The sequence below is a fragment of the Streptomyces collinus Tu 365 genome (assembly GCF_000444875.1).
In the GTDB taxonomy this organism is placed as follows: Bacteria; Actinomycetota; Actinomycetes; order Streptomycetales; family Streptomycetaceae; genus Streptomyces; species Streptomyces collinus_A.
The window spans coordinates 3,059,310-3,074,648 of the sequence record NC_021985.1; the positions used below are offsets into that span (position 1 = coordinate 3,059,310).

Genomic DNA, 15,339 nt, shown 5'->3' on the forward strand with positions numbered 1-15,339 from the left:
GGCGGTTCAGCCCCGGCCCCGGGACCGCGCGGCCCGCGCGATGGTCACGACCGCCTTCTCCAGGGCGTACTCGGGGTCGTCGCTCCCGCCCTTCACCCCGGCGTCGGCCTCCGCGACCGCCCGCAGGGCCACGGAAACCCCGTCCGGCGTCCAGCCGCGCATCTGCTGGCGGACCCGGTCGATCTTCCACGGCGGCATCCCCAGCTCACGGGCCAGGTCGGCGGGCCGGCCACCGCGCGCCGACGACAGCTTCCCGATCGCGCGCACCCCCTGGGCCAGCGCGCTGGTGATCATCACGGGGGCCACGCCGGTGGCCAGCGACCAGCGCAGCGCCTCCAGGGCCTCCGCCGTACGGCCCTCCACCGCCCGGTCGGCGACCGTGAAACTCGACGCCTCGGCCCGCCCGGTGTAGTACCTCCCGACGACCGCCTCGTCGATCGTCCCCTCGACGTCCGCCACCAGCTGGGACGCCGCCGAGGCCAGCTCCCGCAGATCACTGCCGATGGCGTCGCACAGCGCCTGGCACGCCTCCGGCGTCGCCGACCGCCCGAAGGACCGGAACTCGCCCCGCACGAACGCCAGCCGGTCCGCCGGCTTGGTCATCTTCGGGCAGGCCACCTCCCGCGCCCCGGCCTTGCGCGCGGCGTCCAGCAGCCCCTTGCCCTTCGCGCCGCCCGCGTGCAGCAGCACGAGCGTGATCTCCTCGGCGGGCGACCCGAGGTACGCCTTCACGTCCTTGACCGTGTCGGCCGACAGGTCCTGCGCGTTGCGCACCACCACGACCTTGCGCTCTGCGAACAGCGACGGGCTGGTCAGCTCGGCGAGCGTGCCGGGCTGCAACTGGTCCGGGGTCAGGTCCCGGACGTCCGTGTCGGCGTCGGCGGCTCTCGCGGCGGCCACCACCCCCTGCACGGCACGGTCGAGCAGCAGGTCCTCCTGGCCCACCGCCAGGGTGACGGGGGCGAGGAGGTCGTCGTCAGCGGTCTTCTTGGCCATCACGGACAGCATCCCACGCGGCACCGACAACGCGTCCGCGCCGCCGGATCACGGCTCCTCCCGCCAGCCGTCCCACTCCCCCGCGAAGGAGTCGAGCGCCGCCGCGTCGAGGCGCTCCTCCGCGTCCGTCAGCACGACCAGCCACTGGGCGTCCTCGGCGTCGTCCTCCCCGGCCAGCGCGTCCCGCACGATCCGCGGTTCCTCGTCGAGGCCGAACCGCCCCTCCAGTGCCCGTGCCGCCTCGTCCGCGGCCTCGCGGTCGGGCAGGACCAGCACATGTCTCACATCGCTCACGGGGTTCATTGTCCGGTACGCGCGGCAGGGGCCCGCCGCGCCCGCGCTCCCGTGCTCAGCGGGAGGTCCGGCCGAGCAGGTCGACGACCTCGCCGAGGAACCCCTCGTCGAGCATGGTGGAGACCGCCGTGTCGCCCTCGTCGCCGTAGCCCGCGTCGTGGCAGGCCACGCCGATCAGATGGCCGCCGTCCAGCGCGAAGGTGCCGAAGGACCACTCGCCGTGCGAGGCCGGGGTGCCCGTCGGGGTGAGCAGCGCGCGGTGGTCCGGGTCGAAGCCGAACTGGGTGAAGCCCATCCGCATGCCCTGCCCGAGCGCCTTGGTGTAGGCCTCCTTCAGGACCCAGGTGCGCAGGAGGTCGCGCTGCTGTTCCTCCTCGGGGAGGGCGGCCAGGCGGCGGCGCTCGGCCGGGGTGCACACATGGCGCTCGACCGCCGAGTACTGGATGCGGCGGTCGCCCCGCTCGGTGTCGACGCCGATCCGGCCGCGCCGGTTCAGGCCCACCACCAGCAGGTCGCCGGTGTGGCTGAGGCTCACCTCGATCTGGTCGCAACCCCGCAGGTACGGCCGCCCGCCCGCCTTGGACGCGAGTTCCACCGCGTCCGGCGGGGTCTGCAGGACGGCACCGGCCGTGTGCTTCAGCAGCAGCCGGGAGGCCGCGAAGCGGTCGCGGGCCTGCGGGTCGGTCAGGGCGTGCAGCCGCTGCCAGTCGCGGGCGCCGAGCACCGGGCGCAGCCGGGGGTCGGCCAGGGTGGCGGGCAGCCAGCCGCGCCACGACGCGTGGACGACGACGTGGCCGTGCCAGGCCATGGACTGCCTGACCCGGCTCCACGGGCCGTCCGGCCCGGGCATGTGCAGGGGCGCCGCCACTGCGGGACTGTTCACGGGGTACCTGCTTCCGCCAGGGGCGCGTCGTGAAGGTCGAGACCGCGGCCGGCGGCGAAGCGCGCCAGCAGTTCCTCCATCACGCGGTCGACGCAGTCCGCGGGGAGGGGCGGCAGGGTGAGGCCGAGCCGGCGGCCCAGCCGGTGCAGCGCCAGCACGAGCCAGGCCGGCTCGGCGAGGAAGCCCTCGGTGTGCCGTTCCCAGGTGGCGAGGGCGGCTCCGACGACGCAGAGCACCGCGTGGCGGTCGGCGCGTGCGGCCATGGCGGGGCCGGTGAGGGCCGCCCGGTCGCCCGGCTCCACGGCGCGGCAGTCGTCGCGCAGTTCCCGCAGGGCGTCCCGGAAGGCGGTGGCCATGGTGCGCAGGACCGAGCCGTACGGGCCCGGGGCGGTGTCCCCGGCGAGGCGGTCGGCGCCGGCGCCGAGCGCCGCGGCCAGGAAGTCGCCGCCGCCGGCCACCTGGAGGGCGGTGAGGTCGAGGGCGGGGACCCGGGCGCCGGGGGCGAAGAGGGCGTCGGCGGGCTCGGGTTCGACGCCCCAGGAGGTGCGGGCGAGCAGGGGCAGCTGGGGGACGACTACGGCCTGGCAGGAGGCGGTGCCGGCGTGACCGAGACCGGCGGCGGGCAGGTCGCGCAGCAGTTTGGAGAGCATGCCCTGGTCGGTGTCGCGGCTGTAGCCGCCGGCGCCGAGCACGGTGGCCAGCTCCTCGAGATCGTCGCGGAGCAGGTCGGGCACGAGGTACTTGAGTCCGGCCGCGGCCAGATGGGCGCTGTCCGGGAGCAGGGACAGGGCGCGCAGTACGGCGGTGGCGCAGCTGTCGCTCGCCAGGAGGTCCGCGAACACGCCCGCCAGGACGCCGCGCTGCCGTCGGCCGAGGGCGCCGGCGGCGAGGGCGGTGCGCAGCGCCGAGCGCAGCACGGTGTCCACGGAGGCGATCACCGCGCCGGTGATGAGGGTGCGGTTGAGCTGGAAGGTGCGCAGGGCGAGGCGTACGCCGGCGCCCTCCGCGCCGACCAGGGCGGTGCCGGGGACCCGGCAGTCCTCGAACTCGTATCCGGCGAAGCGGCAGCCGCGCATGCCGGTGGTGGGGCGGCGGCCGAGCAGTCCGAGCCCGTCGCCGCGCAGGGCGTGGGGGTCGAGGAGCAGCACCGAGTGGGCGGCCGGGCCGGGCGCGGGGTCGGTCCGGACGTAGGCGACGACCGCGCCCGCCCGGTCGGCGTTGACGACGACGTCCTTGCGGCCGCGCAGCAGGTAGCCGTCGCCGTCGGGCAGGGCGTCGACCTCGCCGCGGAGCATCGCGGTGCCGTGCGCGAGGGAGCGGTGCACGATCGCGGCCCGGCCGCCGGAGGCCAGCAGCCCTGCCACGTGGGCGCGTTGGGCCGGCGATCCGGCGGCGAAGACCGGGGCCGCCGCGAACAGCGAGGTGATGCCGTACCCGAAGCCGAGGGCCATGTCGCGGCGGAAGACGGGGCGCAGCATGTGGACGAGGCTCTCGGCGTCGTGCAGCCGGCCGCCGAGCGCGACCGGGACCAGCTCCGCGCCGAACCCCTCGTCGTCGAGCAACGCCTCCGCCTCCGGCAGGAGTTCGCAGGCGTCGTCGGCGGCGAGGAGGGCCCGGAAGCCGAGGGGGTTGGCGGGGTCGCCGGGGTCGCCGAACCGGCGTTCGAGGCGGGCGGCCCGGTGGCGGACGTCGTCCCGCTCACGGAGTTCCACGGTCACGGGCTGAGCCCTCCCTCCGCCGCGCGGGCGTACAGCGGCCTCAACTCGCCGCGCAGGTACAGGTCGCGCATCAGGGAGCGGCGGACCTTGCCGCTGGTCGTGCGGCGGACGGTGCCGGGGCGGACCAGGACCACCCGGCCGGGGTCGGCGCCGAACTCGCCGTGCAGCCGGCCCCGCACCCGGTCGGCCAGTTCGGCCAGCTGCCGGGTGCTCCAGCCGGTGCCGTGGACCTCCTGGATGGCCACGATCTCCTCCCGTTCGGCAGCAGCGGCGAGCACGACGGCCGAGCCGAACGGGGCTCCGGTGCGCGCCAGTTGGCGTTCGGCCTCCTGGGGGTGCAGGGTCCGGCCGTCGATCAGGAGGGCGTCCTTGATGCGGCCGGTGACGTACAGCTCGCCGTCGGACAGGGCACCGAGGTCGCCGGTGCGCAGGAAGCCGTGTTCGCCGCGGGCGGTGACCGCGGCGAAGGCGGCGGCGGTCTCCGTGGGGCGGCGCCAGTATCCGGCCGTGACCGCGGGGCCGCGGACCCAGATCTCCCCGACCGTTTCGTCCGTGAGGACCGCGGAGGTGTCCGGGTCGACGATGCGCACGGTGTCCGGGGCCGGGCGGCCGCAGCCGACGACCGTGCGCACCGCACGGCCCGGGACGGGAGGGGTGAGCGTGCCGTGGTCCAGTGCGGCGGCGCAGACGGTGGTGGTCCGCGCCGGGTCCGGGCCGCCGACGCTGACCAGCAGGGTCGCCTCGGCGAGGCCGTAGCCCGCGACCAGTGCGCCGGTGCGCAGGCCCGCGGCGGCGAAGCGGCGCGCGAAGGCGTCCTGGGTGACGGCCGAGACGGGCTCGGACGCGTTGACGGCGACGGCCAGCCGGCCGAGGTCGAGCTCCGCGAGGTCGGCGTCGGTGACGGCGGCCAGGCAGCGGGCGTACGCCGAGTCGGGGGCGGCGGTGACGGTGACGCCGTGCCGGGCGACCTCGCGCAGCCAGCGCAGCGGGTCGGCGGCGAACAGGCTCTGGGGCATGAGGACCGCGGTGGCGCCGAGCCAGAGGGGGTGCAGGAGCTGGCCGATGAGGCCCAGGTCGTGGTGGAGCGGCAGCCAGCCGCCGATGCGGGCGGTCCGGTCCGTGCGCAGGGCGTCCTTGAGCGCCCGCATGACGGCGAGCAGGTTGGCGTGCGTGACGCGGACGCCGCGCGGGGCGGCGGTGCTGCCGGAGGTGTACTGGATGAGGGCGGTGTCCCCGGGGCCGGGGGCGGCCGGCTCCCCGTCGCCGGCTGCGGCCGGCAGGTGGTCGACCGCGAGGCACACGACCGCGGAGCGTCCGGCGTCGGCGAGCCGGCGGGAGAACTCGGGGGCGTGCGCGGAGTGGGTGAGCAGCAGGGGCGCGTCGGTCTCCGCGGCGATGGCGGCGGTGCGTTCGGCGGCGGCCCGCGAGGCGTCCGGCGGAGGTACGGGGACCGCGACGGCCCCCGCGTACAGGCAGCCGAGCAGGGCCGCCACCGTGTCCGGGCCGCTGTCGGTGGCGACCAGGACCGGGACGCCGGCGGCCCGGCGCCCGCGCAGCGCGGCGGCCACGGTGCGGGCCCGGGCGTCCAGTTCGCGGTAGTCGAGGGCGGTGGCCCGGCCGGTCTCGTCCAGGCAGAGCAGAGCGGTGTCCCCGGCGCTCGCGGAGAACCGCTCCGCCAGTGCGCGTGTGAAGCTCGTCGCCGCTGTCATACCCTGCTCCCCCTGCGCCGGTGCGAATGCCTGTCCACTCCTACTCTGCGTGCCGGTCCTTGACGAACACTTGACGATCGATCGCGCTGGTCGGTCCCGGTCCGGTCATCGGCGGAACCGCGGCGCCCCGTCGAGCAGATCGTGCAGGAGGTTCATCTCCTGCTCACTGAGCGGGAGGTCGGGGCGCAGTCGTTCCGGATGGCCGGGCGGCGGGCCGTCGGCGTCGACGGCGACCATCAGCCGGAAGCCGTCGTCGAGGCCGCGGAGCCGGGCCCCGGTGCTGTCGGCCGCCGCGAGGTACAGATCGACGCCGCCGTGGACCATGAGGGCGTGTCCCACCGGTCGCAGCCAGCGGCCGAGCCGGCGGCGCCAGTGGCCGGGACGCTTCCATCGGGCCATGTCAGAGCACACCTTTCAAGCCGCGGTATCCGTTCATCTCGGTCGCCTCTCCCTTCACCTCCGGCCGGTCGGCGGCCGGGGTGGCAGGGAGGATGGGAGGACAGGCCGGAGAAGTGCCGGAGAACCACTGGAACTTCGGTGGAGAGGTCGCGAAAGGGCGTGTCGCGACGCAACTGATTTTGGCCATCCTTATCGATCGGTGGGTGCGGCATACTTGGCCGAGTCTGATTCAACTGAGACACGGGGGGCATGAGTGGTACGCGTTCTCATAGCCGAGGACATGCACATGCTGCGCAAGGCGCTGGTCTCACTGATCCAGCTGGAAGCGGGACTGGAGATCGTGGCGGAGCTGTCGTCCGGCTCCGACATCGTGCCGACCGCCCTCGCGCTGCGACCGGACGTCGCCGTTCTCGACATCGACCTTCCCGGCACCGACGGCATCACCGCCGCGGCCGCGCTGCACGAATCCGTGCCGGAGTGCCGCACCCTGATCCTCACCAGCCTGGGCAGACCCGGGAACCTGCGGCGGGCCCTGGCGGCCCACGTCTCCGGCTTCCTGCCGAAGGACTCCGACCCCGACGCGCTGTGCGACGCGATCCGCAAGGTCGCCGCGGGCGAGCGGGTCATCGACCCCCAACTGGCCCTCGCCACGCTGGACTCCGGGCCGTCCCCGCTCACCGTGCGGGAGCAGGAGGTCCTGCAACTCGCGGCGGAGGGTCACGAGCCGTCCCACATCGCCTCGCGGCTCCACCTGTCCTCCGGGACCGTGCGCAACTACCTGACCTCGGCCGTCAGCAAACTCAACGCCCGCAACCGGGTGGACGCGATCCGCATCGCCCGCGAGGCGGGCTGGCTGCGGGCGCTCTAGGGGCGCCGGACCGGGCCGGCGCCCCGGTGCGCGGCTAAGCCGCCGGCACGAGCTCGACCTCCGCCGCCAGTTCGAACCAGCCGTCCGTACGCGGTCCCGCCGAGAGGGAGCCGCCGACCGCCGTCACGCGGGTCGACAGGTTCCCGATGCCGCTCCCGCCGCCACGGGATTCCAGCACGGGCTCTCCGGAGCCGTCCACCCCGTCGTTGACCAGCGAGAGCCGTACCGCCCCCGCCACGCGCTCGGCGGTGATCAGGCACCGCTTGGCCTGGCTGTGCCGCAGGACGTTGGTCATCCCCTCCCGCAGCAGGGTCGCGAGGACGGTGTCGACGTCGCCGGGCAGCTCGCCGCAGTCGAGCCGGACCTGTGCCCGGATGCCCACGCCGGCCAGCATGGTCACCGCGCTCTCCGCCTCCGCGCTCAGGCTCATCCGGTGGGTGCCGCCCGCCACGGTCCGTACGTCGGCCAGCGCCTGCCGGACGATCTGGAGCACCTCGGTGAGTTCCCCCTGGGCCTGCACCGGCTTGTCCTCGGCCAGCCTGCGGACCAGTTCGCACTTGAGGGTGATCGCGGAGAGGCTGAACCCGAGCAGGTCGTGCAGGTCACGGGCGAAGCGGAGGCGTTCGGTGATCACGGCGAGCCGGGCGATCTCGGCGCGCGACCAGTGCAGTTCGAAGGCGAGCTGGGCCATGCGGGACAGGCCGAAGACGACCAGTGCGCAGATCACGTCGTAGGCGGACAGGTAGATGATGTCCTGGGTGGCGTTGCCGACGAGGTAGAGCGCGAGCGTGCTGCTCGCGACGACGCCGGCGGCCACCGGCCAGGCGGCGGCAGCGGGCAGCACGAGGAGGGCGGAGCCCGCGACGAAGCCGGGCAGTCCCAGCCACTCGATCCCGAACAGCAGGAACGGGACGAACTGGAACGCCGCCTGCAGTGCGAGCGCCGCGTACCGCGGCCATCCGGCCCACCTCGCCGACCACGGCAGGCGCCAGTGGAACGACTGGGCGACCTGGAGGGCGCAGGCGCCCACGAGCCAGGCCGCGGTCGCGGCCGTCCGTCCGGGGCCCGGTTCGAAGGAGAGGGCGAGGACCGCCGAGGCCACGAAGTAGCCGAGGAGGACGGCGGAGGTGATCGCCGTGGCCGCCGTCGGCACCATGTCCGGGTACACGCACTCGTACGTCTGCGCCTCGTCGTCGCCGGACGCGGCGCGCCGGGCGGGACGGGAGTCGGCGGGCTCGGGCGGGGCCGGCTCGCTCAGCGGCACCGCGGCCTCGATGCGGAACCAGCCGTCGGCGTCCGGTGCGTGACGGAGCGAACCGCCGAGCGCGCGGATCCGCCGTTCCAGGACGGCGAGCCCCCCGTCGGCGACCGAGTGCACGACCCGGGACGCGCGTCCGACGCCGTCGTTGACGACGCTCAGGCGCGCGGTGGCGTCATGGGCCTCGGCCCTGATCACACAGTGCTCGGCCTTGCTGTGCCGGAGCATGTTCGTCAGGCCCTCGCGCAGCACCGCCGCGAGCGCGGTGTCCACCGGACCCGGCAACTGCCCGCAGTCGTAGCCCACGTCGGCCCTGATCCCGGCCGCGGCCAGCATCGACACGGCCGCGTCCGCCTCACCGGAGAGCGACATCTCCCGGTACCCCCTGCTCACCGACCGCACGTCGGCCAGCGCCTTGCGGGAGGTGCGCAGCACCCCGGTCAGTTCGTCCCGCGCCAGCGCCGGGGCGTCCGCCAGCAGACGGTAGGCCAGTTCGCACTTCAGGGAGACCGCCGAGAGGCTGTAGCCGAGCACGTCGTGCAGGTCCCGTGCGAAACGCAGCCGTTCGCCGTCGACGGCGAGCCGGGCGAGTTCGGCGCGGGAGCGGTGCAGATGGGCGATCATGCCCGACATCCGCGACAGGCCGATCACGATCAGCGGGATCAGCACGGCCTCCGTCGTGTTGTACGCGATCGTGGCCCAGCCGCCGGCGAAGTGCAGGAAGACCGCGATGTCCCCGACGGCGCAGAGGCAGAACAGGGGCCAGCCGATCGCGGCCGGGAACACGAGTACCGCCGAGGCCGTCAGAAACTCCGTCATACCGCCCCACGCCTCGCCGAACCGTGTGATCGGCAGATAGGCGAGCAGGCCCTGCAGCACCCAGGTCACGGCCCGGTAGCGGGGCGCGACGGGGAACAACCTGGGGAAGGAGTGCCCCAGTTGCAGCAGGAGGATGGCCGCGAAGCCGAACAGGGCGGCGCCGAGCTGCCACGTGGGCGGGTGTTCGGCCCAGACGTACGAGCCGTCGATGACGAAGAATCCGACGAGAACGACCGCGGTGACGACTACCGCCTTACGCGGCGGTAGTTCTTGACTGCCGGCCGGCGCGGATGGTCCGTCCGCGCGGCCGACTTCGAGTATTCCCAAAATTCCCCCATGGTCCACAGTGCTTGGTCACAGCACAGTCCCGATCCGGAATCATAAAGAATCTTCTTTTCCGTTCAGTAGCCCCTGAGCGAACCCCGGCGATCCGCCGCCGGGCGCGACGCGTTCGGCGAGCAGTCCGGCGGCGGCCGCGTAACAGCGTGCGGCGCGGGCGACGGCCGGCGGGGGATGTGCCGGGGTGCCGTCGCGACGGCCGCTCAGCCAGTGGAGGAGGCGTTCGGCCTCGGGACCGTGCAGTTCGAGGCGGTGGTGCAGGCGCGGCGAGTGCAGGACCGTGGTGCGTCCCTCGCGCCGGACCAGGACGTCGTCCCGCAGCCGCGCCCGGCCGCCCGGCTCCGCGGACGTCGGGCGGAAGCCGGCCCGGGGCGCGACGGGCAGCACGCTCAGGCACACGGTGGCACCGACCGCCAGGTGCCGGACCACCACGTCCTGGTGCGCGTCGAGGACGGTGAGCAGCTCCCGGGACGCGTCGTCCCAGTGCTCCTCGGGGACGTCGTAGCCGGGGAATCCGGGGACCACGTTGGCGAGGGAGACCGGACCGAGCAGCATCCGGCGCAGCGCCTCGCGGACAGAGCGCGCGGGCCGCGGGACGGTACGCCGGCCCCACGGCGTGCGCAGCAGCACGTCGTCGCCGTCGAACCCGACCGTGACGTCCTCGCGCAGCGACCACAGCTCCGAGAGTTCGGGGGCCGCGAGCCGGTCGATGCGCATGGGGGTCCTTCCGGGTGTACGGGGGGTGAGGCCGGGCGGTGGGCTACAGGAACAGCGGTACGGGGTTGAGGTCCTCGTACCTGGTGGGTTCGGCGCGTCTGCCCAGCGCCACCGGCACGTCGAAGAGACGGCCCGGGGCGAACCGGGCCCAATGCGGGCGCAGGCCGGGCACGACCACCCGGACCACGGGGAGGCCCACGTCGGGACGGGTCTGGTCCAGCACGAGCAGCTCCATCCCGTGCTCCCGCAGGAGGGCCACGGCGGCCTCGACGTCCTCGCGCAGATCGTCGCGCGGGGTGTACGCGTGCGTGCCGGGCCCGGTGGGGGACGAGCCGTCCGGCAGCAGGTACGGGTGGGCGGCCGTGGTGGCGGTCCGCAGCCAGTGGGCGACCTCGGCGTCCCGGGTGACGGCCATGCCCTCGGGGGTGTCCTCGAGGACGTGCGGCATCATCTGGTTCAGCTCGGTCAGGGCGCGCCGCAGGGCGACGCGCGGATCGAGGTGGGCGCCGAAGCCGAACATGATGTGCTCCGGTCCGCCGTCGGTGCGCCGGGAGACCGCGGCCATCACCGGGATGCCGAGGTCGGCCGTGATGTCGAGCACCCAGACCTCACGGCCCAGCGAGGCGTGCACGCGGCGGAGTTCGGTGATCCAGGGGTCGTCGAAGGCGTCCAGGTCCACCGCGGGGTGCCGGGTGCGGTTGTACCACCACAGGGCGAGGGCGTCGCGTTCGACGAGTTCCAGGAACCCCTGGAGCACGGCGTCCTCCAGGGTGCCCCCCGCCGCCGTGCCGTTGGAGGTGGCCAGACAGGTGAAGGCGTCCTGCGGCTGCGGCACCCCGTAGTAGAGCAGTGCCGTCGGCAGCAGTCTCTGGCGCCGTTCGGTCAGCGACCACATGGGTGTCCAGTCCGTCTCCCGGTCGTCGTCGAAGGGCTCGCACACATACTGGAACGGCCCGTGGGCCTCGTTCCACTCGGCGCGTCCGGCGTACTGCCTCGGGTCGTACAGCTGGACGGTGTCGGGGTGGACGGCGCGGTCCTGAAGCGCGCGGTAGCTGCCGCGTACCGTCGCCTCGCCGCCCTCCGCGTACCCGGAGTGCCGCTCCAGCGCCTCCGCCAGCGCGCTCACCCGGGCCTGGAGCGCGGTGGCCCCCTTGCCGCCCACGGCGGCGCGCAGCCCGCCGCGGATCGCCCCGATCCCCTGGCCGGCGACGGCCGGGTTGAGCCCGGCGCAGTAGGAGTTGAGGAACTCGGGACCGCACGGATAGCGGGTGATCTCGCGGACCAGCCCGGTGACCGGGTCCACCAGGTGCCCGTAGCGGTCCAGGAGCTGCCGCGGGCCGAGACTGCGGTGGCCGTTGCCGCCGGTGTCCGTCTTGAGCCGGGAGCGCAGCACCACGGGGGCCCGCACCTGGGCGGCGGCCATGCCCGGCTCGCCGCACGTCGCGCACTGCGGGCGCAGGCTCACCGGATGCCGCTCCCCGGCCAGCGTCAGGCTGTCGAGGGTGCGCAGCGCCTGCTGGCCGGCGTGCCGGTATCCGGCCAGCCACTTGGCGGCCTCCAGCGCGGCCAGGTGCAGCGCCGTCAGCCGGGACGCGGGCAGCGAGCAGGAGGGGCGCGGCACCGGGCCGGACCGGCCCAGCATCCGCTGGATGTGCGCCTCCACGGGGCGGGACCGCCACAGGCGTTCGGCCAGGCAGGACCAGCAGGGGCCGTCGCCGCCGCCGAGGAACGGGCCCAGCCACAGCTCGGTGCCCTCGGTCTTCACCGGCAGCCAGCGCCGGCCGGCCGCGCGGAACTCGGCGTCCACGGCGGCGAGCGCCGGGTCGAGGTAGTCGTCGCAGAGGACCACCGCGAGGGCGGCGTCCGCCTCGCGCCCGGGCTCGGCCGTCGCGAGGCCGACGGCCTCGAGGCAGGCGGACAGCTCGGCGGCGTCCACACCCCCCACCGCGAGCACCTGGACCGTCCCGTCCGTGCGGGCGGCCGCGGCGCGGTCGCCGTCCAGGCCGCCCGCCTCCCAGTAGGCCTCCTCGGCCGCCCGCTCCGGCTCCACGACGCGCTCGGCACGGTTGCACAGCAGTCCGGCGCCGCTCAGCCGGGACACCAGCCGGGCCGCCTGTCCGGCGGGCAGCGTGTCCGCGGCGTCGCGGGCGATCCGCTCCAGCGGCCGGGTGCCGTCCAGCAGGGGCGCGAGCCGGCTGATCTGCTGGCCGTGCAGGGCGGTCACCCGCTGGTCGGAGATCAGGTAGACCGCTTCACCGGGCACCTGCTCGACCCGCAGGTGCGGCTTGAACCCCAGCAGCGGGACGGCGGTCCGGCCGACGCCCATCAGGCGGTGTACGGGGCGGACTTGGCGGACTCCGGCAGCGCCACTCCGCAGCCGAGGCACAGCTTCGGCGCCTGCCCGACGATCGCGCTGCGCCCGAACTCCTCGATGACGAGGTCGTCCTGGCCGGCACCCGTGACAATCATGTTCCCCTGCATGACATCCATCCCTTGGTCAGTGAGCTGACGTTGGGGGGAACCCCCCGCCGGCACTCGGTTTCCGGTCGTGCCGACACCGAGAACCCTGCCGCCGGAACCCGCGCCTCCCCAGTGCCACGGTCACGCGATGCACATGAAACTTTCACACCTGTCACGGGAGAGCCGCATGCCGGGTTCAGGAGCCTCGCACTGGCCGGGAACGGACCCCGATGAGAGCTTCGGAGGGTGTTGCAGCCGGGCCCGATACGACGGGGAGGTCCGGCGGACCCAACCCCGGAGGAACCCACGATGGAGATCAAGGTGCTCGGCCCGCTGATGGCCGAAACAGGTGGCACATCGATCGTCCCGAGCGCCGGCAAGCCCCGGCAGATCCTGGCCCTGCTGTCCGTGTACACGAACCAGGTCGTGCCCGTGCCGACGCTGATGGAGGAGATCTGGGGCGGCGACATGCCCCGCAGCGCGCTGACCACGCTGCAGACCTACATCCTCCAGCTGCGCCGGCTGATCGGTAAGGCGCTCGGCCCGGACAGCCCCTACGGCGCCCGGGACGTGCTGGCCACCCGGCACGGCGGCTACCTGCTCGAGGTGCAGCCCGGCGCGGTCGACGTGCACGAGTACGACCGGCTGGTGGCCACCGCCCGGTCCGAGGCCGACCGGGGCGACGACACCACGGCCGCCGCCCTGTACCGGGACGCGCTCGCCATGTGGCGCGGGCCGGCCCTGGTCGACGTACGGCTCGGCCCGCTCCTGGAGATCGAGCTGGTGCGGCTGGAGCAGAGCCGGCTGGAGGTGCTGGAGCAGCGCATCGACTGCGATCTGCGCCTCGGGCGCCACATGCAGCTGCTGGCGGAGCTGACCTCGCTGACGGCCCGGCACCCGCTGCACGAGGGGCTGCACGCCCAGTGCATGGTGGCGCTGTACCGGTCGGGACGGCAGTGGCAGGCGCTGGACGTGTACCAGAACCTGCGCCGCGGTCTCGCCGACGAGCTGGGCCTGGACCCTTCCACGCGGCTGCAGCAGCTGCACCACGCGGTGCTCGCCGGGAACCCCTCCCTGGACGCGGCGACCTCCGCGGGGCGCCGCACGCTGGACCTGTTCGCCGCCTGACCGGGGCGCTCGCCGGGACACCGCCGGGCCGCCCGCCCCCTTCCCGGCGAGCGGGCGGCCCGGCGCGTGCGCGGCTCGACCGGTCCTCCAGGGTCTGGCCGCACGGTGCCCCCGAAACTCTCCTACCGAACCTGGGGGTTCACCTTGCGAGTCATCGACCTGTCGTCCGCCGTGGACGCGTCGGGGTGGGAGCCGGACCCGATCGTCCACGAGATCATGACGCCGGCCGAGGGGGCCCGGCACATGGCGGCGGAGATGAAGGAGCACTTCGGTCTCGACTTCGACCCCGCCGACCTGCCGGGCGGTGAACTGCTCTCGCTGGACACGCTCACCCTGACCAGCCACACCGGCACCCATGTGGACGCGCCCTCGCACTACGGCTCATCCGGCTCCTACGGACGCCCGCGGAACATCGACGAGATGCCGCTCGACTGGTTCCTGCGCCCGGCCGTGGTCCTCGACGTCAGCGACGTCGGCACCGGTGTCATCGGCGTCGACCGGATCGAGAAGGCGATCGCCGAGGCGGGGTACGTACCGCGCCCGCTGGACATCGTCCTGCTGCACACCGGCGCCTCCGTGCACGCCGGCACCCCGCGGTACTTCACCGACTTCGCCGGGCTCGACGGCCCGGCCACGGACCATCTCCTGGACCTCGGCGTGCGCGTCATCGGCACCGACGCCTGGAGCCTGGACGCCCCCTTCGGCCACATGATCCGCGCCTACCAGGAGACCGGCGACCGCTCGGTGCTGTGGCCGGCCCACTTCGCCGGGCGGCGCCGCGAGTACTGCCAGGTGGAGCGGCTCGCCCAGCTCGACACCCTGCCCGCGCACGGCTTCCGGGTGTCCTGCTTCCCCGTGAAGATCGCCGGTGCGGGAGCGGGCTGGACCCGGGCCGTGGCCCTGATCGGGGAATGAGGCTCCGGACGAGTTCGGAGATGGCGGCGCCGTGGCTGTTCTGCTTCCACCACGCGGGCGCCGGTGTCTCGTCCTTCGCCCGCTGGCAGCGGGACCTCGGCGACGCCGCCGAGGTGGTCCCGGTACTGCTGCCGGGACGCGGGCCGCGCTCCAGGGAGCCGAGGATCACGGACGCCGCCGAACTCATGGGCGAGCTGCAGGAATTGATCCTGCCGCTGCTCGACCGGCCGTATCTGCTCTACGGGCACAGCCTCGGCGGTCTCGTCGCCCACGCGCTGACGCTGGCCCTGGAGAAGGACGGCCTGCACCCGCCCGCGCGGCTCGTGGTCGGGGCCGTGCCCCCGCCGCATCTGCGCAATCTCCTGGTGCGCAGCGCCGACCTGGCGGACCGGCAGCTGCTGGAGCTGCTGGTCGATCTGGACGCGATACCCGCGGAGGCCGCCGGCCGTGACGTCGCGCTGTGGCGGCGGCGGGTGGTGCCGGCCCTGCGGGACGACCTGCGGCTCGCCGAGTCGCTGTGCCGGGCGGGGGCGGGCACGCGGCTGCGCACCCCGCTGACCGCGCTGGCCGGACGGGACGACCCGGTCTCGCCGCTGGCCGACATGGCCGAGTGGGCGGACTACACGGACGCCGGGTTCCGGCTCCAGACCCTGCCCGGCGGCCACTTCTTCGTACGGGAGCGGTCCGTGCCGCGGCTGCTGCGTGAGGTGGCCGAGGAGTTGCGGGGGCCGTTCCAAGACGAGTCGAGCGCGGATCAAGACGCCGCGTCGAGACTCATGGCGACAGCTGACCGATCAGAGAGGTGACGCAGCCGTGCTGCATTCTCCCGGGGCGAT

The 15,339-nt window shown here is 74.3% G+C and carries 14 protein-coding genes; 4 read left to right on the top strand and 10 right to left on the bottom strand.

Annotated elements, in window-relative coordinates; genetic code table 11:
- Positions 1 to 6: 6 nt before the first annotated feature.
- From holA to B446_RS13235, 6 genes are all read right to left on the bottom strand, one after another.
- Positions 7 to 996: a DNA polymerase III subunit delta gene (gene holA / locus B446_RS13210; RefSeq protein WP_193384456.1), complete on the bottom strand. Its 990-nt coding sequence runs from the start codon at positions 994 to 996 to the stop codon at positions 7 to 9.
- Positions 997 to 1,044: 48 nt separating this feature from the next.
- Positions 1,045 to 1,290 (bottom strand): hypothetical protein, encoded by a 246-nt coding sequence (locus B446_RS13215; RefSeq protein WP_043475509.1) that lies wholly within the window; start codon positions 1,288 to 1,290, stop codon positions 1,045 to 1,047.
- A gap of 55 nt (positions 1,291 to 1,345) precedes the next feature.
- Positions 1,346 to 2,173, bottom strand: coding sequence for a 4'-phosphopantetheinyl transferase family protein (locus B446_RS13220; protein ID WP_043475510.1), 828 nt, complete (start codon positions 2,171 to 2,173; stop codon positions 1,346 to 1,348).
- A complete protein-coding gene (locus B446_RS13225) occupies positions 2,170 to 3,891 on the bottom strand; it encodes an acyl-CoA dehydrogenase (RefSeq protein WP_020939946.1) in 1,722 nt (573 codons plus the stop codon). Before B446_RS13225 ends, B446_RS13220 begins: the two co-directional genes overlap by 4 nt.
- On the bottom strand, positions 3,888 to 5,600 hold the full coding sequence (locus B446_RS13230) for an AMP-binding protein (RefSeq protein WP_020939947.1): 1,713 nt from the start codon (positions 5,598 to 5,600) through the stop codon (positions 3,888 to 3,890). The genes B446_RS13225 and B446_RS13230 overlap by 4 nt, the downstream gene beginning before the upstream one ends.
- Positions 5,601 to 5,705: 105 nt before the next feature.
- Complete coding sequence (locus B446_RS13235; RefSeq protein WP_020939948.1) at positions 5,706 to 5,999, bottom strand: DUF6059 family protein; 294 nt, start codon at positions 5,997 to 5,999, stop codon at positions 5,706 to 5,708.
- A gap of 253 nt (positions 6,000 to 6,252) precedes the next feature.
- Between B446_RS13235 and B446_RS13240 the strand changes: the two genes are divergently transcribed.
- On the top strand, positions 6,253 to 6,867 hold the full coding sequence (locus B446_RS13240; RefSeq protein ID WP_043475513.1) for a response regulator transcription factor: 615 nt from the start codon (positions 6,253 to 6,255) through the stop codon (positions 6,865 to 6,867).
- Positions 6,868 to 6,901: 34 nt separating this feature from the next.
- Here B446_RS13240 and B446_RS38170 read toward each other — a convergent pair whose 3' ends face one another.
- Genes B446_RS38170 through B446_RS39200 form a run of 4 tightly spaced genes read right to left on the bottom strand, consistent with a single transcriptional unit; the run spans position 6,902 to position 12,469 of the window.
- Positions 6,902 to 9,271 (bottom strand): sensor histidine kinase, encoded by a 2,370-nt coding sequence (locus B446_RS38170; protein ID WP_020939950.1) that lies wholly within the window; start codon positions 9,269 to 9,271, stop codon positions 6,902 to 6,904.
- A gap of 51 nt (positions 9,272 to 9,322) precedes the next feature.
- A complete protein-coding gene (locus tag B446_RS13250) occupies positions 9,323 to 10,000 on the bottom strand; it encodes a hypothetical protein (protein WP_020939951.1) in 678 nt (225 codons plus the stop codon).
- A 43-nt stretch (positions 10,001 to 10,043) separates the two neighbouring features.
- Positions 10,044 to 12,326 (bottom strand): TOMM precursor leader peptide-binding protein, encoded by a 2,283-nt coding sequence (locus B446_RS13255; RefSeq protein WP_020939952.1) that lies wholly within the window; start codon positions 12,324 to 12,326, stop codon positions 10,044 to 10,046.
- A complete protein-coding gene (locus B446_RS39200; RefSeq protein WP_158506752.1) occupies positions 12,326 to 12,469 on the bottom strand; it encodes a hypothetical protein in 144 nt (47 codons plus the stop codon). Before B446_RS39200 ends, B446_RS13255 begins: the two co-directional genes overlap by 1 nt.
- Before the next feature lie 300 nt (positions 12,470 to 12,769).
- On the opposite strand from B446_RS39200, the gene B446_RS13260 reads away from it, so the two are divergent.
- The 3 genes from B446_RS13260 (at position 12,770) to B446_RS13270 (ending at position 15,309) form a co-directional block, all read left to right on the top strand.
- Positions 12,770 to 13,588 (top strand): AfsR/SARP family transcriptional regulator, encoded by an 819-nt coding sequence (locus tag B446_RS13260; protein WP_020939953.1) that lies wholly within the window; start codon positions 12,770 to 12,772, stop codon positions 13,586 to 13,588.
- Between the two features lie 144 nt (positions 13,589 to 13,732).
- Complete coding sequence (locus B446_RS13265; protein WP_020939954.1) at positions 13,733 to 14,503, top strand: cyclase family protein; 771 nt, start codon at positions 13,733 to 13,735, stop codon at positions 14,501 to 14,503.
- Positions 14,500 to 15,309 (top strand): thioesterase II family protein, encoded by an 810-nt coding sequence (locus B446_RS13270; protein WP_078614697.1) that lies wholly within the window; start codon positions 14,500 to 14,502, stop codon positions 15,307 to 15,309. Before B446_RS13265 ends, B446_RS13270 begins: the two co-directional genes overlap by 4 nt.
- Positions 15,310 to 15,339 lie beyond the last annotated feature (30 nt).

Coding starts and splice junctions, on each gene's coding strand:
- B446_RS13255 (WP_020939952.1), bottom strand. CDS start 12,326: ATGGGCGTCGGCCGGACCGCCGTCCCGCTGCTGGGGTTCAAGCCGCAC.
- B446_RS13250 (WP_020939951.1), bottom strand. CDS start 10,000: ATGCGCATCGACCGGCTCGCGGCCCCCGAACTCTCGGAGCTGTGGTCG.
- holA (WP_193384456.1), bottom strand. CDS start 996: ATGGCCAAGAAGACCGCTGACGACGACCTCCTCGCCCCCGTCACCCTG.
- B446_RS13230 (WP_020939947.1), bottom strand. CDS start 5,600: ATGACAGCGGCGACGAGCTTCACACGCGCACTGGCGGAGCGGTTCTCC.
- B446_RS13235 (WP_020939948.1), bottom strand. CDS start 5,999: ATGGCCCGATGGAAGCGTCCCGGCCACTGGCGCCGCCGGCTCGGCCGC.
- B446_RS13270 (WP_078614697.1), top strand. CDS start 14,500: ATGAGGCTCCGGACGAGTTCGGAGATGGCGGCGCCGTGGCTGTTCTGC.
- B446_RS39200 (WP_158506752.1), bottom strand. CDS start 12,469: ATGATTGTCACGGGTGCCGGCCAGGACGACCTCGTCATCGAGGAGTTC.
- B446_RS13260 (WP_020939953.1), top strand. CDS start 12,770: ATGGAGATCAAGGTGCTCGGCCCGCTGATGGCCGAAACAGGTGGCACA.